This is a genomic window from Polaromonas sp. P1_F4 (assembly GCF_056405675.1).
In genome coordinates this window covers 28,514-51,290 of record NZ_JBFUBP010000011.1, presented here as the reverse complement: position 1 = coordinate 51,290, position 22,777 = coordinate 28,514, and the positions used below count along the sequence as shown (strand labels likewise).

22 protein-coding genes are annotated in these 22,777 nt (G+C 64.0%); 12 read left to right on the top strand and 10 right to left on the bottom strand.

Going from position 1 to position 22,777, the window contains the following annotated elements; all coding sequences use genetic code 11:
* Positions 1-59: 59 nt before the first annotated feature.
* The 3 genes from AC1DYQ_RS19395 to AC1DYQ_RS19385 all read right to left on the bottom strand — a co-directional run bounded on the left by AC1DYQ_RS19395 (position 60) and on the right by AC1DYQ_RS19385 (position 3,179).
* A complete protein-coding gene (locus AC1DYQ_RS19395) occupies positions 60-1,094 on the bottom strand; it encodes a porin (RefSeq protein WP_477688165.1) in 1,035 nt (344 codons plus the stop codon).
* Between the two features lie 190 nt (positions 1,095-1,284).
* On the bottom strand, positions 1,285-2,277 hold the full coding sequence (locus tag AC1DYQ_RS19390; protein WP_477688164.1) for a Bug family tripartite tricarboxylate transporter substrate binding protein: 993 nt from the start codon (positions 2,275-2,277) through the stop codon (positions 1,285-1,287).
* A complete protein-coding gene (locus AC1DYQ_RS19385; RefSeq protein WP_477688163.1) occupies positions 2,274-3,179 on the bottom strand; it encodes an N-formylglutamate amidohydrolase in 906 nt (301 codons plus the stop codon). Before AC1DYQ_RS19385 ends, AC1DYQ_RS19390 begins: the two co-directional genes overlap by 4 nt.
* Before the next feature lie 90 nt (positions 3,180-3,269).
* Between AC1DYQ_RS19385 and AC1DYQ_RS19380 the strand changes: the two genes are divergently transcribed.
* Positions 3,270-4,172 carry a LysR substrate-binding domain-containing protein gene (locus AC1DYQ_RS19380; RefSeq protein WP_477688162.1) on the top strand — a complete coding sequence of 301 codons (903 nt, stop codon included), beginning with the start codon at positions 3,270-3,272 and terminating at the stop codon, positions 4,170-4,172.
* On the opposite strand, the gene AC1DYQ_RS19375 is transcribed toward AC1DYQ_RS19380, so the two are convergent.
* Positions 4,131-5,141, bottom strand: coding sequence for a LysR family transcriptional regulator (locus AC1DYQ_RS19375; RefSeq protein ID WP_477688161.1), 1,011 nt, complete (start codon positions 5,139-5,141; stop codon positions 4,131-4,133). The genes AC1DYQ_RS19380 and AC1DYQ_RS19375 overlap by 42 nt on opposite strands.
* Before the next feature lie 116 nt (positions 5,142-5,257).
* On the opposite strand from AC1DYQ_RS19375, the gene AC1DYQ_RS19370 reads away from it, so the two are divergent.
* Positions 5,258-6,466 carry an MFS transporter gene (locus AC1DYQ_RS19370; protein ID WP_477688160.1) on the top strand — a complete coding sequence of 403 codons (1,209 nt, stop codon included), beginning with the start codon at positions 5,258-5,260 and terminating at the stop codon, positions 6,464-6,466.
* 16 nt (positions 6,467-6,482) lie between these two features.
* Here the strand turns inward: AC1DYQ_RS19370 and AC1DYQ_RS19365 are convergent, their stop codons facing one another.
* Both AC1DYQ_RS19365 and AC1DYQ_RS19360 read right to left on the bottom strand, forming a co-directional pair.
* Positions 6,483-7,496 (bottom strand): MerR family transcriptional regulator, encoded by a 1,014-nt coding sequence (locus AC1DYQ_RS19365; protein ID WP_477688159.1) that lies wholly within the window; start codon positions 7,494-7,496, stop codon positions 6,483-6,485.
* A 92-nt stretch (positions 7,497-7,588) separates the two neighbouring features.
* Positions 7,589-8,455 carry an oxidoreductase gene (locus AC1DYQ_RS19360; protein WP_477688158.1) on the bottom strand — a complete coding sequence of 289 codons (867 nt, stop codon included), beginning with the start codon at positions 8,453-8,455 and terminating at the stop codon, positions 7,589-7,591.
* 143 nt (positions 8,456-8,598) lie between these two features.
* Between AC1DYQ_RS19360 and AC1DYQ_RS19355 the strand changes: the two genes are divergently transcribed.
* Positions 8,599-9,576, top strand: a complete 978-nt coding sequence (locus AC1DYQ_RS19355) for a LysR family transcriptional regulator (protein ID WP_477688157.1) — start codon at positions 8,599-8,601, stop codon at positions 9,574-9,576.
* A gap of 183 nt (positions 9,577-9,759) precedes the next feature.
* The gene (locus AC1DYQ_RS19350; RefSeq protein WP_477688156.1) at positions 9,760-12,156 is read left to right on the top strand and encodes a glucose/quinate/shikimate family membrane-bound PQQ-dependent dehydrogenase; all 2,397 of its coding nucleotides are present in this window, start codon (positions 9,760-9,762) and stop codon (positions 12,154-12,156) included.
* Between the two features lie 11 nt (positions 12,157-12,167).
* On the opposite strand, the gene AC1DYQ_RS19345 is transcribed toward AC1DYQ_RS19350, so the two are convergent.
* Positions 12,168-13,064: a LysR family transcriptional regulator gene (locus AC1DYQ_RS19345; RefSeq protein WP_477688155.1), complete on the bottom strand. Its 897-nt coding sequence runs from the start codon at positions 13,062-13,064 to the stop codon at positions 12,168-12,170.
* Positions 13,065-13,234: 170 nt separating this feature from the next.
* Here AC1DYQ_RS19345 and AC1DYQ_RS19340 point away from each other — a divergent pair, with 170 nt between their 5' ends.
* The 3 genes from AC1DYQ_RS19340 to AC1DYQ_RS19330 all read left to right on the top strand — a co-directional run bounded on the left by AC1DYQ_RS19340 (position 13,235) and on the right by AC1DYQ_RS19330 (position 15,364).
* On the top strand, positions 13,235-13,990 hold the full coding sequence (locus AC1DYQ_RS19340; protein ID WP_477688154.1) for a glucose 1-dehydrogenase: 756 nt from the start codon (positions 13,235-13,237) through the stop codon (positions 13,988-13,990).
* Between the two features lie 64 nt (positions 13,991-14,054).
* Positions 14,055-14,954 (top strand): SDR family oxidoreductase, encoded by a 900-nt coding sequence (locus tag AC1DYQ_RS19335; protein WP_477688153.1) that lies wholly within the window; start codon positions 14,055-14,057, stop codon positions 14,952-14,954.
* A gap of 74 nt (positions 14,955-15,028) precedes the next feature.
* Positions 15,029-15,364 carry a DoxX family membrane protein gene (locus AC1DYQ_RS19330; protein ID WP_477688152.1) on the top strand — a complete coding sequence of 112 codons (336 nt, stop codon included), beginning with the start codon at positions 15,029-15,031 and terminating at the stop codon, positions 15,362-15,364.
* Between the two features lie 80 nt (positions 15,365-15,444).
* On the opposite strand, the gene AC1DYQ_RS19325 is transcribed toward AC1DYQ_RS19330, so the two are convergent.
* On the bottom strand, positions 15,445-16,308 hold the full coding sequence (locus AC1DYQ_RS19325) for an AraC family transcriptional regulator (RefSeq protein WP_477688151.1): 864 nt from the start codon (positions 16,306-16,308) through the stop codon (positions 15,445-15,447).
* 176 nt (positions 16,309-16,484) lie between these two features.
* Between AC1DYQ_RS19325 and AC1DYQ_RS19320 the strand changes: the two genes are divergently transcribed.
* Positions 16,485-17,033, top strand: coding sequence for a carboxymuconolactone decarboxylase family protein (locus tag AC1DYQ_RS19320; RefSeq protein ID WP_477688150.1), 549 nt, complete (start codon positions 16,485-16,487; stop codon positions 17,031-17,033).
* Positions 17,034-17,115: 82 nt separating this feature from the next.
* Entirely contained in the window at positions 17,116-17,640 is a 525-nt protein-coding gene (locus AC1DYQ_RS19315; protein ID WP_477688149.1) for a peroxiredoxin family protein, read from the top strand.
* On the opposite strand, the gene AC1DYQ_RS19310 is transcribed toward AC1DYQ_RS19315, so the two are convergent.
* Positions 17,600-18,529 (bottom strand): LysR family transcriptional regulator, encoded by a 930-nt coding sequence (locus AC1DYQ_RS19310; RefSeq protein WP_477688148.1) that lies wholly within the window; start codon positions 18,527-18,529, stop codon positions 17,600-17,602. The two genes, AC1DYQ_RS19315 and AC1DYQ_RS19310, sit on opposite strands and share 41 nt — an antisense overlap.
* Before the next feature lie 147 nt (positions 18,530-18,676).
* Here AC1DYQ_RS19310 and AC1DYQ_RS19305 point away from each other — a divergent pair, with 147 nt between their 5' ends.
* Positions 18,677-19,693, top strand: a complete 1,017-nt coding sequence (locus AC1DYQ_RS19305) for an aldo/keto reductase (RefSeq protein ID WP_477688147.1) — start codon at positions 18,677-18,679, stop codon at positions 19,691-19,693.
* Positions 19,694-19,788: 95 nt separating this feature from the next.
* Here AC1DYQ_RS19305 and AC1DYQ_RS19300 read toward each other — a convergent pair whose 3' ends face one another.
* Positions 19,789-20,967: an NAD(P)/FAD-dependent oxidoreductase gene (locus AC1DYQ_RS19300; RefSeq protein ID WP_477688146.1), complete on the bottom strand. Its 1,179-nt coding sequence runs from the start codon at positions 20,965-20,967 to the stop codon at positions 19,789-19,791.
* Between the two features lie 217 nt (positions 20,968-21,184).
* Between AC1DYQ_RS19300 and AC1DYQ_RS19295 the strand changes: the two genes are divergently transcribed.
* Together AC1DYQ_RS19295 and AC1DYQ_RS19290 are read left to right on the top strand one after the other, a co-directional pair.
* Positions 21,185-21,682 carry a hypothetical protein gene (locus AC1DYQ_RS19295; protein ID WP_477688145.1) on the top strand — a complete coding sequence of 166 codons (498 nt, stop codon included), beginning with the start codon at positions 21,185-21,187 and terminating at the stop codon, positions 21,680-21,682.
* A gap of 201 nt (positions 21,683-21,883) precedes the next feature.
* Entirely contained in the window at positions 21,884-22,765 is an 882-nt protein-coding gene (locus tag AC1DYQ_RS19290) for an NmrA family NAD(P)-binding protein (protein ID WP_477688144.1), read from the top strand.
* Positions 22,766-22,777 lie beyond the last annotated feature (12 nt).

The window sequence follows — 22,777 nt, the reverse complement described above, 5'->3', positions numbered from 1 at the left end:
ACAAAAGCCCGCCGGAGGCGGGCTTTGTGTACCAGCTATTTACGCCAACGCCTGGGCGCTCAGAAGTTGTGCTGAATGCCAACCCCGTAAACGCGGATCACGTCATTGGCGACGCGGTTGTTGGGATCGTTGCGGTCGTAGAAGGCGTACAGCGAAGTGCGGTTGCTCATCTTGTAGGAGTAGCCCGCCTGGAAGCGCTTGAGCTTGGCCGCAGGATCGCTTTGCACATCCTTGCGGATGTAGTTGGCCATGACCTTGCTGCTGGGCGTGATGTCCCACGAGGCGCCGATCATCTGCGCCGCCACCTTGCTGCGCGACAGCGCATTGCCCTGAAAGTTGTCACGGTTGTAAACCGCCCAGGCCCGGATCCCGCCGAAGTCGTAGGAGCCCACCAGCATCCACTTGTTCTTGAAATCATTGAGCAAGGCACCCCCGCGTTTGCTGTCCTTTCCGTAGCCGACACCCAGGCCCAACGGGCCGCCGCCTTCACCGTAGCTCAGCGAGACGTCGGTCTGCTTGTAGTCGCTTTCAAACCGGATCGGGCCCGCCGGGGCTTCGGTCAGGCCTTCACCATTGAAGTAGTGGCCGGCGCGGAAAACGAAGTTGCCGATCACTGGGCTGGCGTAGCCGATGGCATTGGACACACGTGAGCGTGCATTGAAAATGGATGTACCGATGGCGGTGGCGCCGCCGTCGTGGATAACGTACTCCACATTGCGGCTGAGAATTGCATAGATTGGCGTGCGGCTCGGTGCGGCCGAGTCGATACGCCCGATGTTGACCACTCCGAAGTCACCGCCTATCCCCACGAAAGAGTTGCGGTACATCGGCGAGGTCGTCGCCCCGGTGTCGGAAGAGATCGCAGCCTCGATCCCGAAGAAGGCCTTGAGCCCTCCGCCCAGGTCCTCGGTTCCCTTGAAGCCGAACCGGGACGCGTTGCCCGTAACAAGCGCTTGCGATACGGAGCCGGTCTTCGAATTCTCAAAGCTCGTATCGATTTTTCCGTAAATCGTCACCGTGCTCTGTGCGAGCGCGGCAACAGGGGTTATTGCACCGGCGGCAACCGCTGCCAAGCAAACCATTTTGTAGTTCATTCCTCACTCCTCAAGTCATTTTGTTGATGGCGATAGATCAATCACCGCCGTATGGATATTCACGGGCAAAGTTCGCCCAGGCCCGAGAAGATTTCGTCTTCAACAGGACAGCAAATTCACAGGTACGTGTACGTGCGCGTCAACCGTCTGGCTGTGGCATCGTGGTGAGATGGTGGAGATTCATATGCGGCTATTCCAGAACAATCTTGTTGGCCTGGGCGATGTCCTTGAAGAAGCGGATCCGCTGGATCACTTCCTGCCGGTATTCGGCCGGCCGCACGTTCTCGGGCAGCATTGCGCCGCGTTTGCGCCAGGCTTCCAGCGTGTCCTTGTCACGAAGGATGGTGCGCACTGCGTCGTAGAGCTTCTGCACGATGGCCTCCGGCGTTTTTGCCGGCGCTGCCAGCCCCGTCCACGACGTGAGGTTCAGGTCGGGCAGCTTGAGTTCGTCGAAGGTGGGAACGTCCGGCAACTGCGGCGCGCGCAGCGGCGAGGCGACGGCCAATGCGCGCAGGCTTCCGCTCTGCAGCATGGCCAGGTTGGAGGGCAGGTTGTTCCAGGTCAGCTGAACCTGCCCCGAGAGCAGGTCCGTCAGTGCCGGTCCGGCGCCCCGGTAGGGAATGTGCGTGATGAACAGACCCAGCTTGGACTTCAGAAGCTCCATGCTCAGATGTGCCACCGAGCCATTGCCTGACGAGGCATAGTTCAATTTGCCGGGGTTGGCCTTGGCGTAGCGCACAAACTCCGCGAAGTTTTTGACCGGAAGCTTGGCGCTGGCCACCAGCACGTTCGGCAGCCTGTCGATCAGCGTGATGTAGGCGAAGTCATTCACCGCGTCATAAGGCAGGTTGGGCGACACCGCCGGATTGACCACATGGGTCGACTGCGAAGTGACGACCAGCGTATAGCCATCGGGCGCGGCCTTTGCAACAATGCCGGTGCCAATGGCGCCACCTGCGCCGGCCTTGTTGTCGATCACGACCGGCTGCCCCAGCAGCCTGCCCAGTTTGTCGGCCATTGCGCGCGCGGAGATGTCCACCGCCCCGCCGGGAGGGAACGGCACGATGAGGGTAATGGGACGGCTCGGGTATGCCTGCGGCTGGCTGAATGCCGGGCAGGCCACCGCGCCCGCCGCACCGGCCGCTATGCCCAGGAATTTCCGACGGCTTGGGACGATGTTCATGCTGTGTCCTTGAGGTTGACGTGGCGTTTCGGGTGAATGGATTCTTCCCTGATGTACCCCGCGATGCCCTGCAGCACCAGGTGAATGCGCTTCTTGAGTTCAGGAAACTGCCGCTTCGGTTCGCGTGTTGTTTCGTTGAGGTAGAGAGACCTGTTGATCTCGATCTGCAGGCTGTGCTGTCCGTGTGCGGGCCGGCCAAGAGTGCGCACCAGGTCTTGCCCTGCGTAAGGATCGTTCAGCGCGACGGTATAGCCTTGCCGCTTGAACGCTTCCCCGACGAAGTCAGCGAAAGCCGCGCTGCAGCTGGCGCCATGCAGGTTGCCCAGCACGATGTCGGCCAGCGGCTTGTCCGGCAGCCCCAGGCGCACATACGCGTTGCTTGGCATGGAATGAAGGTTGAGGTGCCACCGTTCACCCTGCGGGGTGCTTGACTGGGCCAGCGCGTCCTCTAGCGCATGGCGATACGGCCGCCAGCAGCTTTCAATCCGGTGTTTGATTTCGCTGGCATGAAGCCGGCGGCTATAGATCGGCTGTAGCGTCGGCGTCTTGCTGAACACCAGGCCGTTACCCAGCCGCAGGCAGGGTTGAGAAGGGGCCACCGGCTCAGCCCACTCTCCGTCCAGCATCGCAAGGTCGATGTCGTCCTCACTGCGGTTGGGGTCGATGTAGCTGCGCGGAAACGTCGCATGCACCAGCGTCGCGCCGACCAGCGGTGCGGCGTCCCAAAGCTGCTCGATCAGCGTGTCTTCGCACTGCCGCAGTTGCTGCAATTCAATCGAGAAATCGAAGTCCTGCGGATAGTAGGTGCCGCTGTGGGGAGAGTCGCACACCAGTGCAATGGGGTCGACGACGGGGCGGACGATCTTGACGGGTTCGGCGCGGGATGCGGCTTGATTCTTCATGGCTTGGCTCATGGCCGGTAGTGTGGCGCTGCGGGTGCCGCGCGACAAACGACAATTTCAAAGCTGCTGATTAGATGATCTAATACGGCCATGAAATTCAAGTCGCCGTCGCTGGCTGAACTGCACGCGTTTCTCGGGGTCTGCCAATTGGGGAGTTTTCGCCGCGCGGCGGAAGTTCTTTCCGTCACGCAGGGTGCCGTCAGCCAGGCCATCCTTCGCCTGGAGCAACGGCTCGGCTGCAGCCTGTTCGACCGCCAGCAGGCGGGTGTTGTGCCCACGGCCCGCGGGCGCGAATTCCAGAAGCTGGTCGAAACCCATGTCGCCGGGCTGGAGGCGGCCGTTACCCAGTTCGGAGGCGCGTCATCGCAACGCAAAGTGCGGGTGAGCGTCATACCAACCCTCGGAACGCGATGGTTGGTCCCCAGGCTCGCGCAATTCAAGTCCTTGAACCCCAACGTCGAGGTGGAGCTGCGCCAATTCCATTTCGACGAAGACTTCAAGCGCGACGACGTGGACCTGTGGATCGCGCTCAGGCGTGCCGGAAGTAGGTGGCCACGCGGTATCCGCGGACGTTATCTGCTGGGCAACGAGATCACGCCCGCCTGCACGCCCGCACTTGCGCGAAGCATTCAGCATCCGCGGGATCTCGCCGCACATACCCTTCTTCATCACATCAACTACCCCGACAACTGGGCCGTGTGGATGGAGGGTGCAGGTTTAAAGCAGCCCAAGCCAGCATTGGGCCCGGGGTTCGATCTGGGCAACAACCTCATCGTCGCGGCATGCGCCGGCATGGGGGCCATCGTCATCCAGCCGTGCCTCATCGAGAGCGAACTCGAAAGCGGCAAGCTGGTCTTGCCCTTCGACACCCGGGTCCTGATCTCGCGCGGGTATTACCTTTGCCAACGATCAGCTGCCGCCCACAGCAATCGCGCCGTTGAAGCGTTTGCCTCATGGCTGCAAGAGCAGGCCGGCAACACGGCCGGCGCCTGACCTCTCCCAGGCGCTGCGATCAGGCTGCGCCGGCCCCGTCCTCGCGGGCCGGCAGGCCCATGCCTTGGGCAATCCCTCGCGCAGTGCTTCGATAAAGCGGCGCAGCTTGGCTGGGTAAAAATTCGAATAGGGGTAGATCAGGTAGACCGGCAAGGGCTCGGCGCACCACTGCGGCGTCAGATGCAGCAGCCGGCCTTCGGCCACGTCGCCCGCCACCAGCCAGGTCGAAGCGATGCTCGCGCCCAGGCCCAGCAGCGTGGCGTTGCGCAGGGCAAACAGGCTGTCAGTGCCCAGGCGCGGCTGTATCGCAAAACGGTGCTCTTCGCGGCGCTGGTCGGCGTGGCGGCGGATCAGCACCACCTCGTTGCGGTAGAAGGTTTGCAGCGCCAGCCAGGGCAGGGCCTGCAGACCGGTGGGATGCAGCGGCGGCGGTTTGTCTTGCAGCAATGAGGGGGCTGCCACCACGATGCGCCGGACTTCAGCGATCTTCACAGCCACCAGGGAGGGGTCTTCCACCGCGCCCACATGCACCGCGCAGTCGATGCCTTGCGTGATGAAGTCGGGCGTGCCGTCATGCAGCAGCCATTCCACCGTGACGCGTTCGTGGCGCCGCAAATAGTCGACCACCGGCCCCACCAGCTGCTGCTGGCCCAGCGCATGCGGCACCACCACACGCAGCGTGCCCTCCGGCACTTCCTGGGTGCCGCGCAAGTCGGCCTCAAAAGCCCCCCAGTTGCCCAGCAGCTCCTTGGCACGGGCAAAGCAGCGCTCGCCGCCCTCCGTCAGTTTCATCGCGTGGGTGGAGCGCTGCAGCAGCTTCAGGCCCAGCGAACGTTCCAGCGCCTGAAGGCGCCGGCTGACTGTGGGTTGCGTGGCGTTCATCTGCGCTGCGGCGGCGGACAGGCTACCCGCCTCCACGATGCGCACAAAGGTCTGCATGAGTTCGATCCGGTCCGGCGCGGTTTTCATGAGGTACCCCAGGTTGCTTATGCGTTTTGCGTATGGCCATTGTGCCCAATAGCAGCCTTCACAGCGCAAAACCCCGCCCGCATACTCGCGTCCTGCATCAAATCGGGATTTTCCTCATGACTTCTACAGCTAATACGCATGACCAAACCGGGCCCGGCTTGCCGTTCCCATTGATTCTCCTGCTCGCCACCGGTGCCGGCCTGGCCGCGGCTTCGCTCTATTACAGCCAGCCCATGCTGGCCTTGCTGCTTGCTGAATTCAAGTCCACCCCCGCCGCCATCGGCCTGGTGCCCACACTGACAACGCTCGGTTACGCGCTGGGCATCGGGCTACTCGCGCCGCTGGGCGACCGCTATGACCGCCGGCGCATCATCCTCGGCAAGGCCGCCGCTCTGGTGCTGGCGTTGCTGCTCGCCGCCGCCGCGCCGTCCGTGGCGGTGCTCGCACTGGCCAGCCTCGCGATCGGTCTTGCGGCCACGCTGGCGCAAGACATCGTGCCGGCCGCCGCCACACTCGCACCCGAAGCCCAACGCGGCAAAACCGTGGGCACGGTGATGACCGGCCTGTTGCTGGGCATCCTGCTGTCGCGTGTGGTGGCCGGCGTCGTGGCTGAGCAGCTTGGCTGGCGCAGCATGTTCGTGGCCGCGGCCCTCAGCATTGCGCTGCTGGGCGTGGCGGTGTGGCGGCACCTGCCGCGCTTTGCACCCACCACGCAGCTGCCCTACCTGGCGTTGCTCGGCTCGCTGGCCACGCTGTGGAAGAGTCACGGGGCGCTGCGCCGCGCGTCCGTCGCCCAGGGCCTGATCAGCATCGGCTTCAGCGCCTTCTGGTCCACACTGGCCATCATGCTGCACGCAGAGCCCTTCAACCTGGGCAGCGGCGCCGCCGGCGCCTTCGGCCTGGCCGGTGCCGCCGGTGCGCTAGCCGCGCCGCTGGCCGGCCGCATCGCCGACAGCAAAGGCCCTGAAGTCGTGACCCGGCTGGGCGCCGCGCTGGTCGTCGCGGCCTTCATCGCCATGGCCCTCGGACCCAACCAGCTGTGGCTCATTGCTTTGGGCGCGGTGGTGTTTGACCTGGGCGCGCAGGCCACGCTCATCGCGCACCAGACCATCGTCTACGGCATTGAACCCGCCGCGCGCAGCCGGCTCAATGCGGTGCTGTTCATCGGCATGTTCAGCGGCATGGCCGGCGGTGCGTGGCTCGGCAGTGTTGTGCTGGCGCATGCCGGTTGGCAGGGCGTGTGCGTGATGGCCGCGGTATCGGGGGCGGCAGCGTTGGTGGTGCGGCTGTGGCCAGCGAAGAAACTGGTGCGCTGCGCCGCGTGAAAACGACGCTGAACCGTCAAGCCATTTTGGGAATCGTGGCCACCATGCCCGCCGTGCGTGCCCTGACCTCCGGCGTAGCCAGGCAGGTCATCACCGCCTCGTAGCCCGGCGCGCCGGGATAGGGCACGACGCGAACCGGCGGGCTGTGGTTGGCCGGGCAAAGGATGATGGCTTCCTCCGCGCCCATCGCCGCCAGATCCAGAATCGACGACGAACGTGTCATCAGAAAAAGCGGGCGTGCGCCAAGCCCGGCACGTTGGCGCAGGTAGATGATGAGCGCTTCCTGCGTGGCCTGGTCCAGCCCTTGCTCCACCGTGTCGACCACAAAGACGGCGGGCCCTTCGGCTTCCAGTCCCGCCAGCAGCGCGGTCAGTGCTTCCGAGACTACGGCTCCTTCATCCACCAGCCACGCCAGTGTCCTGTCAACACGCTGCTTCAATGCAGCATCCTTGTCCGTGTTGTCCAGCCGGTCCAAACCCAGAAAGACCGCATTCGGCAGCCGCTCAGCCAGCAGCATCGCCAAACGCGTCTTGCCGCTGCCAAGCGGCCCGATGATGTAGTTCAGCGGGCGTATGCCGGCAAGCTCAAACCACTCGCCGCCCCAGGGCCAGGGCAACTCAAAACCCACGCTGAATTTGGCATAAGGATGAAGCACACGCGCCAGCTCCCCCTGGCCCGGCGCCCTGCCGCGAAGAAGGTCCGCACGCAACGTGCGGACCTTGCCTATCGTGTCTACGAGTTCGCGCACTTCCGATTCGAGCGCCACCTCGTGCAAGGCAAGCGCAGGCTCCAGGCTTTGCGGGTCACCCACAAAAGCCTCTGCCACCTGAGCCAGGCTCAGGCCCAACTTGCGCAGCGTCACCACCTCGGCGGCACGCGCCATCGCGGCGGGGCCATAAATCCGGTAGCCGGTGGCGGTGCGCTCCGGCGTTACCAGGCCGCGCTGTTCATACAGCCGCAAGGCTTTGATCGATACGCCAAGCCGCCTGGCCGCTTCGGAGGCGCCTGGGTGCGCGCGGGAAGAATTCATGAGAGACCTCTGGGTTGCTTCAGCATTGCTTTTTGAACTTTCAGCATCATGAAGGCGGACCCAGGGGCCAAGTCAACAGGACATTGAAAAACTCAGGCCATCAGCGCTTCTTTCGGAAAATCCGTCGAAGCCGACAGCGCCTTCCATGCCTTCACCTCGGCCTCCACAAACGCATGCTTGTCTGCAATCACTTTCAGCGTGTCGGTGCCCATCGGCAGGCGCAGCGGTGGGGTGTCGGTCTCCACCAACTTCAACATTGCCTGCGCCAGGCGCAGCGGGTCGCCCGCCTGGTTGTGGTTGATCTCTTTGGCAGCGTCGCGCACCCTGCCCGCGCTTTGGGCGTAGTCGTCCAGGATACGTGGCGACACTGCCAGCGAGGCGTTGTCCAGGAAGTCGGTGCGGAAGTAGCCCGGCTCCACGCTGGTGACGTGAATGCCCAGCGGCGCCAGTTCGCCATGCAGTGCTTCGGTCAGGCCTTCCACCGCAAACTTGGTCGAGCAGTACACGCCAAACCCCGGGCCGGACTGGTAACCGCCCAGCGACGAGATGTTGATGACGTGGCCGCTGCGGCGCGCACGCATGGTTGGCAGCACAGCGCGTGTTACGTTCAGCAGGCCGAACACATTGGTCTCGTACAGGCGCCGCACCTCGTCGCCGGTGGCTTCTTCCACCGCGCCCAGCAGGCCGTAGCCGGCGTTGTTGACCAGCACATCGATGCGGCCAAAACGTGCCAGCGCGGCCTGCACGGCCGCCGCCGCCTGCGCCTCGTTGGTCACGTCCAGCGGCAATGCCAGCAGCGCGTCGCTCGCGGGAAATCTTTTTTGCACTGAGGCGGCGTCGCGCGAAGTCGCCACCACCGCGTCGCCATGCGCCAGCGCCGCTTCGGCAATGCGCGCGCCAATGCCGCGCGCTGCGCCGGTGATCATCCAGATACGTTTGAAGTCAGTCTTTGCATTCATGGTCTTGCCCCTTAAAAAATGTTGCTGAGGAGGGCAATGTAGGTTTTTGATTAAGCGCTGAATAGCCCACAATCGGTGAGTTCATAATCAAGCTAGTCGTGACAATCAGGGGCTTGCTTCCCGTAAAACCGCCAGGAGCCGCCATGGCCTTCAATGAATTGCGCGCCGTTTCCACTTTCGTCCGGGCCGCCGAACTCGGCAGCCTGCGCCAGGCCGCCGCTGCACAGGCGATCACGCCGCAGGCCGCCAGCCAGGCGCTGGTCCAGCTTGAACAGCACCTGGGCGTGCGCCTTTTTCACCGCACCACGCGCAGCCTGAGCCTCACCGAAGAAGGCGAGCAGTTCCTGCAGGCCGCGCAGCCCGGCCTTTCGACGCTGCAGCGGGCGTTGCAAGGCGCCCGCCGCACGCGCGAAGAAATTGCCGGGCCGCTGCGCATCGTCGCGCCGCGCTCCATCATGCTCGAAGTGTTGTGGCCCGTGCTCGAGGAATACTGCCGCCGTTATCCGCAGGTGGATCCCGACATCCAGATGGACGACCGCATCGGCAACTGGGTGGAAGACCGCGTCGACGTCGGCTTTCGCGCCGGCGCGCCGCCCGCGGGCGGCATCATCTCGCGCCGCATCCTGCCGCTACAACTGGTGGTGTGCGCGTCACCCGCCTACATCGCGCAGCATGGCGCGCCCCAGACCATCGAAGACCTGGCCGGGCACCGCTGCACGGGCTTTCACCACACGGGCACCGGCAAGACCATGCCCTGGGAGTTCAAGGTGGGTGAAGAAGTGGTGGCCCGTACCGTCGCCGCGTCCTTCCTCACCAATGACGTGGACCTTGAAGCCCGCGCTGTCGTGGCCGGCCAGGCCATCGGCCAGCTGATCGGCGCCACCGCTGCGCCGTTGGTGCGCGCCGGCCGGTTGGTGCCGCTGTTGACGCAGCATGTCACCGAGCATCTCGGCCTCTATGTCTACTACGGCAGCCGCAATGCGCAGCCTGCCCGTGCGCGGGCCTTCATCGACCTCGCGGTGGAGCGGCTGGTCGGCAACACGCAGTTTTACCTGGAGCCGCATGAATTGCGACCCCATGCCGCCGCGCGAAAAACGCGCCGCGCCCGCGCGGCCGGCTGACGCGCGGGTGCCACAGCATCAGCGCCGCACAGACATCTCTTTCTGTATCTTTCTTATCCATCCGTTTGCGCGCAGTCGTTTTCTTGGCGTCGCCTACAGCTGCGTTAGCCCACGGCTGACGCGCGGCGGGCGAATGTGGGAATAAATTGGGAGCCTGTACGGACGCATCAGGAAGAATAAAAAGTGTCAGCTATCTCGCGCCTTCGCTCCGCCTTTTTCACTGGCCTGGTGCTCGTGCTGATCGGACTGATACTGACCTTGCCGGGCATCTGGCTGGTGGTGCTGGGAGGTTCCTGGTACTACCTGGTGGCTGGCCTCGCATTTGTGTTGACGGGCGTGCTGTTGATCCAGTACGGACCGATAGCGCTGTGGAGCTACGCGCTCTTGCTGCTGGGCACGCTGGCATGGGCGTTGTGGGAAGGCGGGCTGGACTGGTGGCCGCTGGCCGCGCGCGGGGGTGTGCCATTTCTCATCGGTCTCTTTCTCCTTACCCCCATGCTCGCCCGTGCCATGCAGTCCGAAGCGCCGGGCCAATCCGGCGTGCGCGCCGGCCAGTGGGCGCTGGGTGCCGCGCTGGCGCTTTTTTTTATCGCGTCGGTGGCGACCTGGCTGCATGATGCCAACCGCGTGACGGGCATGCTGCCGCTGCCGCCCACCGGCACATCGGCCGCGCGCCCGGCGGATGCCGTGCCCGCCGGCGAATGGCATGCCTACGGGCGTACCGGCCAGGGGCAGCGGTATTCGCCGCTCAGCCAGATCACCCCCGACAACGTGGAAAACCTGGGAATGGCGTGGCAGTACCGCACCGGTGACATGCGTGGCCAGCCTGGCGACCCGGCAGAAACCACCTTCGAGGTGACCCCGCTGAAAGTGGGCAACCGGCTTTTCCTGTGCACGCCGCATCAGTCCGTCATTGCGCTGGACGCTACCACCGGCGCGGAAGCCTGGCGTTTTAACCCCGAGATACAGGGCAAGCTCGCACTGCAGCACCTGACCTGCCGCGGCCTGTCTTACCAGCCGCCTGCCCCTGCGACTGCGACAGTTGCCGCCGCGTCCATCGACTGCCCGGCCAAACTGTTCATGCCCACGGCAGACGGCCGCGTGATTGCCCTGAACCCCGACACCGGAAAGGTCTGCCCCTCTTTCGGCGGCGGCAAGGGGCAGATCGATCTCTGGGCCGGCATGCCCAACGTCAAGCCCGGCGCCTACTACTCCACCTCGCCAGTGGTGGTGACATCAAAGCTCATCATCGTGGGCGGCACGGTGCTCGACAACGTGTCCACCAAAGAGCAGTCCGGCGTGATCCGCGCTTACGACATCAACACCGGCGCGCTGGTCTGGAACTGGGACTCCGGCAAGCCGGACGCCACCGCTCCGCTCGCGGCGGGGCAAACCTACACCGCCAATTCGCCCAACAGCTGGTCCGTTTCCAGCGTCGACGAAGCGTTGGGCATGGTCTATGTGCCGCTGGGCAACCAGCCGCCCGACCAGTGGGGCGGCCAGCGCAGCCCCGCGGTGGAAACGTATTCGTCGTCCGTCGTCGCGCTGGACCTGGCCACCGGCAAGGTGCGCTGGAACTTCCAGACCGTGCACCACGACTTGTGGGATTACGACGTGCCGGCCCAGCCCAGCCTGGTAGACCTTACCGTGGGCGGCAACCGGGTGCCCGCACTGGTCCAGCCCACCAAGCAGGGCGAGATCTTTGTGCTTGACCGCCGCACCGGCACGCCGCTTTTGCCTGTTGTGGAAACAGCGGCACCGCAGGGAGCCGCGCAGGGCGACCGCACCGCGTCCACCCAGCCGAACTCGGCGCTGTCGTTCAACCCGCCGCCGCTGACGGAGCGCGACATGTGGGGCGCCACCCTGTTCGACCAGCTCTATTGCCGCATTGCTTTTCACCGGCTGCGTTATGAGGGCCGCTTCACGCCGCCTTCCACGCAAGGCTCACTGATCTATCCTGGCAATTTCGGCGTGTTCAACTGGGGCGGCGTGGCGGTGGACCCGGAGCGGCAGATGGTCTTCGCCACGCCGACCTACCTGGCCTTTGTCTCCAAACTCGTGCCCCGCACCGACGACACCAGCCTCCTGGTGCAGGGCAAGGAGCGGCCCGAAGGCAGCCTGCCCTCGCTCAATGAAAACTTCGGTGCGCCCTTTGCTGTCAAGCTCAGCGCGTTTGTGTCGCCGCTAGGCATTCCGTGCCAGGCGCCGCCCTGGGGCTACGTGGCCGGCGCCGACCTGACGACGGGTGCGATTGCCTGGCAGCATAAAAACGGCACTGTGCGCGACCTGTCGCCCGTGCCCCTGCCCTTCCGCATGGGCGTGCCCAACCTGGGTGGGCCCCTGACCACAGCGGGCGGCGTCGCCTTCCTGTCCGGCACGCTGGACTACTACCTGCGTGCCTATGACGTGAATACCGGCAAGGAAATCTGGAAGAGCCGCCTGCCCGCCGGCGGCCAGGCCACCCCCATGACCTACACCGGCGCAGATGGCCGGCAATACCTGCTAGTAGTGGCCGGCGGTCATGGGTCACTGGGGACGCGTGCGGGGGACTATGTGCGGGCTTATGCGTTGCCGCGCTAGTTGAGCCGCTCCTATCCGGCCCGGCTCATGACGTCGGCAACCCAATCCACGAACACGCGCACGCGCGGCGACAGTTGCCGGTGGTGCGGGTACAGCACCGACACCGGCATGGGCGCGGGCCGGAAAGCGGCCAGCACTTCCACCAGTGTGCCCGCTTCAAGTTGCGCGGCCAGGTGGTAGCGCGGCACCTGGATAAAACCCAAGTGCGCGGCGCAGCAGGCTTTGTAGGCGTCGGCGTCCGTCACCGCGACCGGGCCCTTGAGCTGCACCTGACGCGGCGCGCCGTCCACGATGAAGTCAAAGGGCAGCGCCTTGCCGGTGCGGCTGGATAAAAAATTCACCGCGCGGTGGCCGCGCAGCGCCTCCAGCGTCTCGGGCGTGCCGTGTTTGTCCAGGTACTCGCGGCTCGCGCAGGTCACCTGTTCGAGCAAGGCCACGCGCCGCCCCACCATGCTGGACTCGGCCAGCTCGCCCACGCGCAGCACGCAGTCCACTCCCTCGCGCACCAGGTCCACCAGCCGGTCGCCCATGCCGATCTCCAGCTCGATGTCCGGGTAGCGCTCAAAAAAATCACCAATCACCGGCAGCAAAAAATGCTTGGCCAGCGTGCCGTGCAAATCCACCCGCAGCTTGCCGCGCGGCTTGCTGCCCGTGTTGACAAAGGCCGACTCGGCTTCCTCCAGGTCGGTCAACAGGCGCAGGCAGCGCTCGTAATACGCCGCGCCGTCCTGCGTGGGGCTGACATGCCGCGTCGTGCGCTGTAACAGCCGCGCGCCCAGGCGTTTTTCAAGCTGCTGCACCGCATGCGTCACCGTGGCGCGCGGCAGCAGCAGGTCGTCGGCCGCCTTCGTAAAACTGCCCAGCTCGACGATGCGGGTGAACAGCTGCATCGAATGAAAACGGTCCATAACGCGTGCTTCTATTGTTGGTATTTATTGAACAATGATGGCAAGTTTACGGTATTTATCGTGCGTGAATTGAATAGAACAATACCTTCACTGGCTCACCAAAGGCGCACAACACACGCAGCACCCCGGGCGGTCAGAACCAACCCACTTTTAACCATCAGGAGTTTCAAATGACCGCTTCCAGCAACAACGCCACCCAGGTGGCCATCGTCACCGGCGCCTCGCGCGGCATAGGCGCGGCCGTCGCTCGGCGCTTGGCACAAGAGGGCTACGCCGTCGTCATCAACTATGCCGGCCAGGCTGAAGAAGCCCAGGCCGTTGTGCAGTCCATCATGGCCAGCGGCGGCCAGGCCGTTGCCGTGCAGGCCGACGTCGCCAGTTCCGCCGCCGTCACGCAGCTGTTCGATGACAGCATCCAGGCCTTTGGCCGCGTCGATGTGCTCATCAACAACGCCGGCATCATGCCGCCCAGCCTGCCGGCGCTGGCCGACACCGACGACGACACCTTCGACCGCCTCTTCGCCGTCAACGTCAAAGGCACCTTCAACACCCTGCGCGAAGCCGCCACGCGCCTGCAGCCCGGTGGCCGCATCGTCAACTTCTCCACCAGCGTGATCGGCCTGGCCCTGCCCGGCTACGCGGTCTACGGCGCCACCAAGAGCGCGGTGGAGACCTTCACCAACATCATGGCCAAAGAGCTGCGCGGCAAAAACATCCGCATCAACGCGATTGCTCCCGGCCCTACGGCCACGGCGCTTTTCCTCAACGGCAAGACCCCCGAGACGATTGAGCGCATGTCCAAGATGGCGCCCCTCGAACGCCTGGGTACGCCGGAAGACATCGCTAGTGCGGTGGCCTTCCTGGTCAGTGACAACGCAGCATGGGTTAACGGCCAAACACTCCGTGCCAACGGCGGCGTTGTTTGAGCACGCGCACTTTCTCTAACCCCTCAAACACTCTTTTCAAACCATTTCCAGAAAGACACCCATCATGAAATCCGTCATCCTCGTCACCGGTGCATCCACCGGCATCGGCCACCTCACCGTCCGCTCACTGGCCCAGGCCGGCCACACCGTCTACGCCAGCATGCGCGACATCCAGGGCCGCAACGCACCCAAGGTGCGTGAGCTGCGCGACTGGAGTTTTGCCAACGGCTTTGACTTGCGCGCTGTTGAGCTCGACGTGCTGTCGCAAGCTTCCGCAGACGCCGCCGTGGCGCACATCATGGCCGAGCAAGGTCGCCTGGACGTCATCGTGCACAACGCCGGCCACCTGGTGGTCGGGCCCGCCGAGGCCTACACGCCCGAAGAAATCGTCAAGGTGCTGGACACCAACTTCCTGGGCAGCCAGCGCGTGAACCGCGCTGTGTTGCCGGCGATGCGCAAGGCCGAAGCTGGCTTGGTGCTGTGGGTCAGCAGCAGCACGGTGCGCGGCGGCTTCCCGCCTTTCCTCGGCCCTTACGCCGCCGCCAAGGCTGCGATGGATTCGATGGCCGTGACCATGTCGTACGAGCTCGCCCGCTTCGGCATCGAGACCTCCATCGTGGTGCCCGGCGCCTTCACCAAAGGCACGGCGCACTTCCCCAGCGCTGGCAAGCCGGCCGACGAAGCGGTCACGGCTGCTTACGCGCGCTACGACGGTGTCATGGACAAGGTCGGCGAACGCCTCTCGGCGCTGAGCCCCGACCACGCCGACCCGCAAGCCGTGGCCGACGACATCACCCGCATCGTCGGCCTGCCCGCCGGCACGCGGCCTTTCCGCTCGGTGACCGACTTCATCGACGACGGCGCCGGTGAAGTCACCGTGGTGGCCGAACGCGTGCGCGAAGAGTTCGCCCACCGCATCGGCATCGCCGACATGCTCAAACCGGTGGTGCGCCGCGCGGCTTGAGCTTGAGTTCGAAGCGGATGGCAGCGCAGGCCCCCATCCGCTTTCTACCTGCTTCCATATAGAGGACCTTTACCATGAACCCCGCGCTTGTCCTTGCCCTGGACCGCACGCTGATGGCCCTGGCCTTTATAGGCCCTGGCGCTTCGCATTTCCTTGATTCAGCCAAACAGCGCAACTACACGGCCGCTGCCGTCGGCGCGGTCGAAGTCGCCGCAGGCCTGGCGCTCGCCTTCGGCTGGCAGGTGCGCTGGCTGGCTCTCGCCGCCGCGGCCTTCTTGCTGGTCGACGCCGTCCTCGCCCACAACTTCTGGGAGGCCACGCCGCAGGAGCTGCGCAACCAGGTCCTGCACTTTTTCAAGAACCTCGCGCTGGCCGGTGGGTTTGTGTTGCTGGCTGTGGGGACACGCTAAGCGACCTGCCCGCTGGCACGCGATTCGGCGTCGGCTCATCGACATGCTCAAACCGGATGCTTGGGCATAATCCCGCACCTTTACGCCACCCCCTTGACCCATTCACGCGGCGAGACACCCGTCTTCTGCGCAAAAAGGCGTGATAGCGCCGAGGCGTTGGCGTAGCCCAGCTGCGCGGCAATGGCCTTGAGTGATTGGCCATTGCGCAGCTCGGCCTGCGCAACGGCCAGCCGCCACGTCGCCAGATAGTTCGCGGGCGTTTGCCCCACTTTTTGTTTGAACAACGGTGCAAACGCACTGCGCGACATGCCGGCCGATTGCGCCAGGCGCTCAAGGCTCCACGCATGGCCCGGGTTTTCATGCACCGCCGCCAGTGCACGCGCCAGTCGCGGTTCGGCCAGCCCGGCCAGCAGACCCTCGGGTGCGTTGCCTTCCTCCGGGTGGTCCAGCAGCCAGCGCAGCAGTTGCAGCAGCAACACCTCAAATAATCGGTCGGCCAGCAGCCGCTGGCCGCAGCGCACCTGCGCGGTCTCGGCAAACAGCAGGGCCAGCGTGTGCTCCAGCCCCGGTACGCGCGCCAGGGGCAATACCACCAGGGCCGGCAGCGCACGCGCCAGCGGGTGGCTGGCGCCGCCGTCGAATGCCAGCGTTGCGCAGGTGAAATCAGCGCCCTCCACCGGCGCATTGTGAAAGTCGTGCGCGAGCGGACGCGGGTAAAACACCAGGCTGGGCTCGCTCACCTTCACCCGCCTGGGCGCACCCGTTGCCGCGCGGTGCGTCACCACCATGGTCCCGCGACGCATCACGTGCAAAAAGCCCAGCCCGGCCTCTGGCGTGAAGCGCGTCACGCCGCACAGCGGCCCGTTGTGAAACATGTGGGCCCGCACGCGAAAGCGTTCCATCAGGGCGGAAAGCCGGTCAATTCCTTCGGAGGGCGTGGTCATGTGTGGGCTGGCGTTGAGACTTGATTGGACGGTAAGGATGATTTGATGGACGAATTCATCCAATAAGTCCTGATTGTCGCGCGAAACTTCTTCCTGTGCAGCGAGCGCACCTACACGCCCCGCCGCGCGAAACGTCATCCCTCAACCGCGACTCTTCAACCTCCAAAGGACTTCACATGCCACGCATTCCATTGATCGACCGTAACGCCACTTCCGCCGATCGCAAAGCCCTGCTCGATCAGGTCACCCAAGCCTTCGGTGCCACGCCCAATATGTTCAAGGCCGTCGCCAATTCACCCGCCGCGCTCAAAAGCATGTGGGGCTCGTTCGGCGCGCTGGGGGGCGGTGTCATCAACGCCAAACTGGGCGAGCAGATCGCTGTGGCAGTGGCCGACCGCAACGCCTGCGAATACTGCCTGGCCGCGCACACGGCCCTGGGCCGCAAGGCCGGCGTCAGTGCTGAAAGCATGGCCGCTGCGCAGCGCGGTGAATCCGCCGACCCGGCCACCGCTGCGGTGCTCGCGTTTGCACTCAAGCTGGTGAATGAACGCGGCAACGTGTCCGGGGCCGATTTGCAGGCCGTTCGCCAGGCCGGCTTCAGCGACGAGCAGATCGTGGAAATCCTCGCGCATGTGGCGCTCAACCTTTTCACCAACTACGTCAATGTGGCGTTTGCGGTGCCGGTTGATTTCGCGCCAGTCAAGCTGAGCCGAGCCGCTGCCTGACGCTTCGCCGCCCGGGTCTTTGACCCGACGTGCGCGATCTGCGGCATGCGGGCCGCGCTGAAAGTATTTTTTGAAAGCCTTCATGCAAACCAAAAATTATTCTCTCGCACCCGCCTGGCACATCGCGCACTGGCTCAACACACCGTCGCCCATCACCCTCGAATCTTTGCGCGGCAAGGTCATCGTCATGCACGCCTTCCAGATGTTGTGCCCGGCCTGCGTGAGCCACGGCCTGCCGCAGGCCGTAGCGATACGCCAGGCATTTCCCGAAGCGTCGGTCGCCGTCATCGGCATCCACACCGTGTTCGAGCATCACCGCGTGATGAACCATGAGGCGCTGCAGGTATTTGTGCATGAGCAGCGTCTGCGTTTTCCCATTGGCGCGGACTTGCCTGCAACGGACGGCCCCATCCCGCAAACCATGGCGGCTTATCAGTTGCGCGGCACACCCAGCCTGGTGCTGATCGACAGGCAGGGCCATTTGCGGCTGAGCCACTTCGGGCACCTGGACGATCTGGCCGTCGGTTCGGCCATAGGGCAACTGCTTGCCGAGACCGCTGGCGAAGTCACGAATACAGTTTCGCCCCCGCCGCGAATTCTGCCTTGAACACCTCGGCCACCCAGTCGGCAAAGGCGCGCACCTTGGCCGTCAGGTGGCGGTTGCGTGGGTACAGCACCATCATCGGCAGCGCTTCGGGCTGCCAGTCGGGCAGCACGCGCACCAGTTCGCCGCTGGCCAGCAGCGCGCAGGTACGGCGTGTCAGTGGCGGTTGCGACAAACCCAGGCCGGCCAGCACCGCGCCCATGTGGCTGTCGGCGTCGTTGCAGCTGACCCAGTGCGGGCGGTGAACCTGCCGCACGTCGCCGTCCCTGGAAAACTCAAACGGAAACACCCGCCCCGTCTTGGCAGAATGAAAGTTCACAAAGCGGTGCTGCTCCAGGTCTTCGAGGGTCTGCGGTGTGCCGTACTGCGCCAGGTAAGAAGGCGCGGCGCAGGTCACTACCGCCAGCCGGCCCAGCGGCCGCGCTACCAGCGTTTCGTCGTGCACCAGGCCGCCACGGATCACGCAGTCCACGCCTTCGGCCACCAGGTCGACCGGCCTGTCGGTGCTGCCCAGTTCCAGCACCATGTCGGGGTAGCGTTTGAAAAATTCCGGCAGCGCCGGTGAGATCACGTGGCGGCCCACCGCCGCCGGCACATCCACCCGCAGCCGCCCGGCCGGCGTGGCCACTGCGCGGCGCAGCGTGCCTTCCAGCTCGCCCATGTCCTGCACCATGGCCTGCGCGCGCTGGTGGTACAGCGCGCCGTCGTCTGTCAGGCTCAAGGTGCGCGTGGTGCGGTTCAGCAGGCGCACCCCCAGGTGTGCTTCAAGTTCCTGCACCACCGTCGTCACCCTGGCTTTGGGCATGTGCAGCGCGGTGGCTGCCGCGGTAAAGCTGCCAAGGTCCACCACGCGGGTAAAGACTTCCATCGCCTTGTAGCGATCAACGCTCATGATTTCGCCCTTATTGTTCTTTAAATGGGTAACAGTTATTTCAATTAAAGGCAGTTTATTCTCTTTATTCAAACCAATACAGTTCATTCATCTGCTCACTTATCTGCCCATCCAAACACTGATCCACTTTTTACGAAAAGGCTCCCCATGAACACGAATATCCTTTCCCCCACCCGCTTGGGCTTTCGCGGCCCGCAGTCCGTCTCAGCCATCGGCCTGGGTGCCATGGGCATGTCGGGCATGTACGGCGCCCACGACGAGGCGCAAAGCATCGCCACGATTCACGCCGCGCTCGACGCAGGCGTCAACCTCATCGACACCGGTGACTTTTACGGCATGGGCCACAACGAGATGCTGATCGGCCGGGCGCTGAAAGGCCGGCGCGATGAAGCGCTGATTTCCGTCAAGTTCGGCGCGCTGCGCGACCCGTCTGCCGGCTGGATCGGCATGGACGGCCGGCCCGAAGCGGTGAAGAACTTCCTGGCCTACACGTTGCAGCGCCTGGGCACCGACCACATCGACATCTACCGCATCGCGCGGCTTGACCCAAACGTGCCGATCGAAGACACCATAGGCGCGATGGCCGACATGGTGAAAGCCGGTTACGTGCGCCACATCGGCCTCAGCGAAGTCGGCGTGCAGACCATCCGCAAGGCGCACGCCGTGCACCCCATCAGCGATTTGCAGATTGAATATTCGCTGGTCAGCCGCGGCCCCGAGGCGGAAATCTTTCCCGCGCTCAAGCAGCTGGGCATCGGTGTCACGCCCTACGGCGTGCTGTCACGCGGTTTGCTGTCGGGCTCCAAACCCACGGGGCCTGGTGACTTCCGCGCCCACCTGCCGCGCTTTACCGGCGACAACGCGGTGAAGAACCAGCAGCTCGTTGATGTATTGCACCAGCTGGCCACCGGCATGGGCGCCACAGCATCACAGATAGCGATTGCCTGGGTCATCGCACGCGGCAAGGCCCTGGGTGTCGACATGGTGGCGCTGGTCGGTTCCCGCAAGCCGGGCCAGCTTGATGAAGCGCTGGGCGCGTTGAAACTTCAGCTCAGCGCCGAAGACCTGCAGCGCATTGAAGCCGCGCTGCCCGCCGACGCGGTGGCCGGCACACGCTACGACGCTTACCAGATGGGCCACCTGGACAGCGAGAAGCAGGCGTAAATTTATGCGAAAACGGCCTGCAACCCTTGCAGGACGAGCGCAAGCAGCTATTAATTCAGGAGCAACCGCCGGCGTGAAAACGAGAGACGTGAAACTTAAATCACGTTCTTTTCTACCAACGCACGCCCCTCCACCAGCCGCTGCGCCGCCAGCGGCGACAAGTCCAGGCTGGTGTAGCCGCCTTCGGCAATCCACTCCGCGAGGCCGCGCCCCACCGCCGGCGACTGCTGCAGCCCGTGCCCGCTGAAGCCATTGGCCAGCAGCAGATTCGGCAAGGCCGGGTGCGGGCCCAGCAGCGCGTTGTGGTCGTGCGTGTTGTATTCGTAGTAGCCGGCCCAGGCGCGTTGCATGCGCACGGCCTCAAAGCCTGGCACGCGGTTGGCCAGTGTCAGCCAGGCTTCATCAAAGAGGTCGTAGTCCACATCCAGCGGCGCATCGTTGTGGTCTTGTGCCGGCGGCAGGCCGCAAATCCAGATGTCGCCTTCGGGCCGAAACCACAAACCGCTCGGGTCAATCACCAGCGGGCAGTCAGGCGTCTTCGCGGGGCTGGCAAATGCATACACACAGCGCTTGCGCCCATACACCGGCAAGTCAAGGCCCGTGCCGGCCAGCAGCGGCCGCGCCCATGCACCTGCCGCATTCACAGCCCAGTCGCACGGCAGCTGCGCGCCGCCCTGCAGCATCACGGCGCTCACGCGGCCATTGCTGTGCGCAAAGCCCGTGGCCTCAGCCTTCACATACTGCACACCCAGGCTGCGCGCCTTTTGCTTGAAGGCCATCAGCAAACCATAACCGTCAAACCAGCCTTCACCCGTGAGGCCGAGCGACGCCAGCGCCAGGTCGTCCACCTGCAGCCACGCAAAGCGCTGCTGCAGCTCGGCAGGTGTCATCAGCATCACATCCACACCGGCTGCGCGCTGTGTGGCGTGGTTCTCTTGCAGCGTGGCCGCGCCGGCTTCAGTGGCCAGGTACAAATAGCCGCGCTCGGTCAAACCGATGTCGGGCACATCACCATCGACTGCCAGGTGCTGTTGGATGTTGCGTAAAAAATCAATGCCGAACTGCGACACCGCAATGTTCACGGGCTGTGAAAACTGCTGGCGTATCGAGCTGGCCGACAATGCCGAAGAGGCTTGCGTATAGGTCGGGTCACGCTCGACGACAGTGATGCTCCCATCGAAACGCGGATGCATCGCCAGAAAGTAGGCGATGGCGCTGCCGATCACGCCACCGCCGACGATGACGATCTTTTGTGCGGATGTTGCGGGGTTCATGCTGGTGCTTCATTCATTACACAATGGAAGCGCCACATCCTACAGGCCAGCGCAAAACGGGGCGCTATTGTCGCCATACAGCGACAAGCGATGTAAGGCGCAGGTGTGTTGTGCAACGGTGTGTATGCCGGGTCAACAGTGCCGCACCCCATCCCGTTGAACATGGGCTACGTGATAACAATAATTTCCATCATCCATTCATTCAAAGGACTCTCTCATGAACAAATTGCTCGCTACTCTTATTGCTACCCTCTTCGTTGGCATTGCTTCTGCACAAACGCCGGCACCTGTCGAATCGTCCACGCAAACCGCTCCGGTTGCCGGCAAGGCTGAAGCCAAGGCCGACAAGTCTGTGACGTCTGCTGTTAAAAAAGAAGCCAAGGTAGACGCCAAGGCCGACGCGAAGGTCGAAAAGGCAGAAGCCAAAGCTGCAGAGAAAACCGCCAAGGCAGATGCCAAGGCCGCTAAAGCCAAAGCAAAGGCCGAAGCCAAGGTTGAAAAGGCAGACGCTGACGACAAAGCCAAGGCCAATACCAAAGCTGAAAAGGCCACCACCAAGGCAGATGCCAAAGCAGCCGGCGTTGCCATCGATGCCAACGCAAAGGTGGATACCGTGAAGGCCAAAGCCGCCGCCGACAAGGCCAACGCTGCTGTCGACACCAGTGCAGTCAAGGCAGAAGCCAAGACCGACGTCAAGGCCGCCGGCACCAAGTAAGCGGCAACGCGGGTCATATGCCCGCTGATCCAAAAAGACAGGCTGAGGCCTGTCTTTTTTTTGCCTGCCTCTTTGTGACCGCATGTACTGCAGCTCGTCCTTTCCCTTGTCAGCGCATTCCGACTTTCCAGGGCTCCAGTGGCTGTCATCGGGGAGCATCGCCTGCCTCGAGCATGGAACTTTTGACACCAGGAGATTCCCATGCATATCATTCTTGGCGGAACAGGACACGTCGGCTCGGCGCTGGTCAAACGCCTTATCAGCGCGGGCGAGCCCGTCACCCTCATCACACACGACCCCAAAAAATCCGGCCGGGTCGGCAAGGCAAAAAACGACGTGCCCCAACGGGCGAAGGTCGCGCTGGCCGACGTTCACGACGTGCCCGCGCTGCGCAAGGTGTTCCAGCAGGGCACACGCCTCTTTCTGCTCAACCCGTCCGCCGACCCGACAACCGACACCGATGCCGAAGAGCGCGCCACGGTCAAATCCATCATCGAAGCACTGCAAGGCACGCAGCTCGAGAAAATCGTGGCCGAGTCCACCTATGGCGCGCAGCCCGTCCAGCGCGCAGGCGACTTGGGCATCCTTTACGACATGGAAAAAGCCCTGGAGGCACAAGCTGTGCCCTTCAGCGTGATACGCGCGGCCTACTACATGAGCAATTGGGATGCAGCACTGAAAACCGCGCAGGAAGAAGGCGTGATCGACTCCATGTATCCCGTGGACTTCAAGCTGCCCATGGTGGCGCCGCAAGACCTGGGCGAGCTCGCCGCCCGGCTGATGACGGAGCCCGCCGGTAAAACCGGTATCTTTTATGCCGAAGGACCTGAGAAATACAGCCCAGGCGATGTGGCCGCAGCCTTTTCAGAAGCGCTGGACAAACCGGTCTCGGTGCGCGTTACGCCGCGCGAGAAGTGGGTAGAGGGTTTCAAGGCCATGGGCTTTTCGCCTGCTGCGGCCCAGTCCTATGCGGCCATGACAGAACTGACGCGGGACCATCCCTACACCGCCGATGCGCCCGTGCGCGGCCGCACTACGCTGCGCGCGTATGTGCGGGCGCTGGTGGACAGGCAGGGTAGCTAGCGCATCCAAGCC

Bases quoted from the DNA above. Each gene is read 5' to 3' on its own strand.
- AC1DYQ_RS19310 (WP_477688148.1), bottom strand. From the start codon at position 18,529: ATGAGCGTTGATCGCTACAAGGCGATGGAAGTCTTTACCCGCGTGGTG.
- AC1DYQ_RS19365 (WP_477688159.1), bottom strand. From the start codon at position 7,496: ATGAATTCTTCCCGCGCGCACCCAGGCGCCTCCGAAGCGGCCAGGCGG.
- AC1DYQ_RS19370 (WP_477688160.1), top strand. From the start codon at position 5,258: ATGACTTCTACAGCTAATACGCATGACCAAACCGGGCCCGGCTTGCCG.
- AC1DYQ_RS19320 (WP_477688150.1), top strand. From the start codon at position 16,485: ATGCCACGCATTCCATTGATCGACCGTAACGCCACTTCCGCCGATCGC.
- AC1DYQ_RS19345 (WP_477688155.1), bottom strand. From the start codon at position 13,064: ATGGACCGTTTTCATTCGATGCAGCTGTTCACCCGCATCGTCGAGCTG.
- AC1DYQ_RS19325 (WP_477688151.1), bottom strand. From the start codon at position 16,308: ATGACCACGCCCTCCGAAGGAATTGACCGGCTTTCCGCCCTGATGGAA.
- AC1DYQ_RS19290 (WP_477688144.1), top strand. From the start codon at position 21,884: ATGCATATCATTCTTGGCGGAACAGGACACGTCGGCTCGGCGCTGGTC.
- AC1DYQ_RS19335 (WP_477688153.1), top strand. From the start codon at position 14,055: ATGAAATCCGTCATCCTCGTCACCGGTGCATCCACCGGCATCGGCCAC.
- AC1DYQ_RS19330 (WP_477688152.1), top strand. From the start codon at position 15,029: ATGAACCCCGCGCTTGTCCTTGCCCTGGACCGCACGCTGATGGCCCTG.
- AC1DYQ_RS19305 (WP_477688147.1), top strand. From the start codon at position 18,677: ATGAACACGAATATCCTTTCCCCCACCCGCTTGGGCTTTCGCGGCCCG.
- AC1DYQ_RS19315 (WP_477688149.1), top strand. From the start codon at position 17,116: ATGCAAACCAAAAATTATTCTCTCGCACCCGCCTGGCACATCGCGCAC.
- AC1DYQ_RS19380 (WP_477688162.1), top strand. From the start codon at position 3,270: ATGAAATTCAAGTCGCCGTCGCTGGCTGAACTGCACGCGTTTCTCGGG.
- AC1DYQ_RS19300 (WP_477688146.1), bottom strand. From the start codon at position 20,967: ATGAACCCCGCAACATCCGCACAAAAGATCGTCATCGTCGGCGGTGGC.
- AC1DYQ_RS19385 (WP_477688163.1), bottom strand. From the start codon at position 3,179: ATGAAGAATCAAGCCGCATCCCGCGCCGAACCCGTCAAGATCGTCCGC.
- AC1DYQ_RS19360 (WP_477688158.1), bottom strand. From the start codon at position 8,455: ATGAATGCAAAGACTGACTTCAAACGTATCTGGATGATCACCGGCGCA.
- AC1DYQ_RS19340 (WP_477688154.1), top strand. From the start codon at position 13,235: ATGACCGCTTCCAGCAACAACGCCACCCAGGTGGCCATCGTCACCGGC.
- AC1DYQ_RS19375 (WP_477688161.1), bottom strand. From the start codon at position 5,141: ATGAAAACCGCGCCGGACCGGATCGAACTCATGCAGACCTTTGTGCGC.
- AC1DYQ_RS19395 (WP_477688165.1), bottom strand. From the start codon at position 1,094: ATGAACTACAAAATGGTTTGCTTGGCAGCGGTTGCCGCCGGTGCAATA.
- AC1DYQ_RS19295 (WP_477688145.1), top strand. From the start codon at position 21,185: ATGAACAAATTGCTCGCTACTCTTATTGCTACCCTCTTCGTTGGCATT.
- AC1DYQ_RS19355 (WP_477688157.1), top strand. From the start codon at position 8,599: ATGGCCTTCAATGAATTGCGCGCCGTTTCCACTTTCGTCCGGGCCGCC.
- AC1DYQ_RS19390 (WP_477688164.1), bottom strand. From the start codon at position 2,277: ATGAACATCGTCCCAAGCCGTCGGAAATTCCTGGGCATAGCGGCCGGT.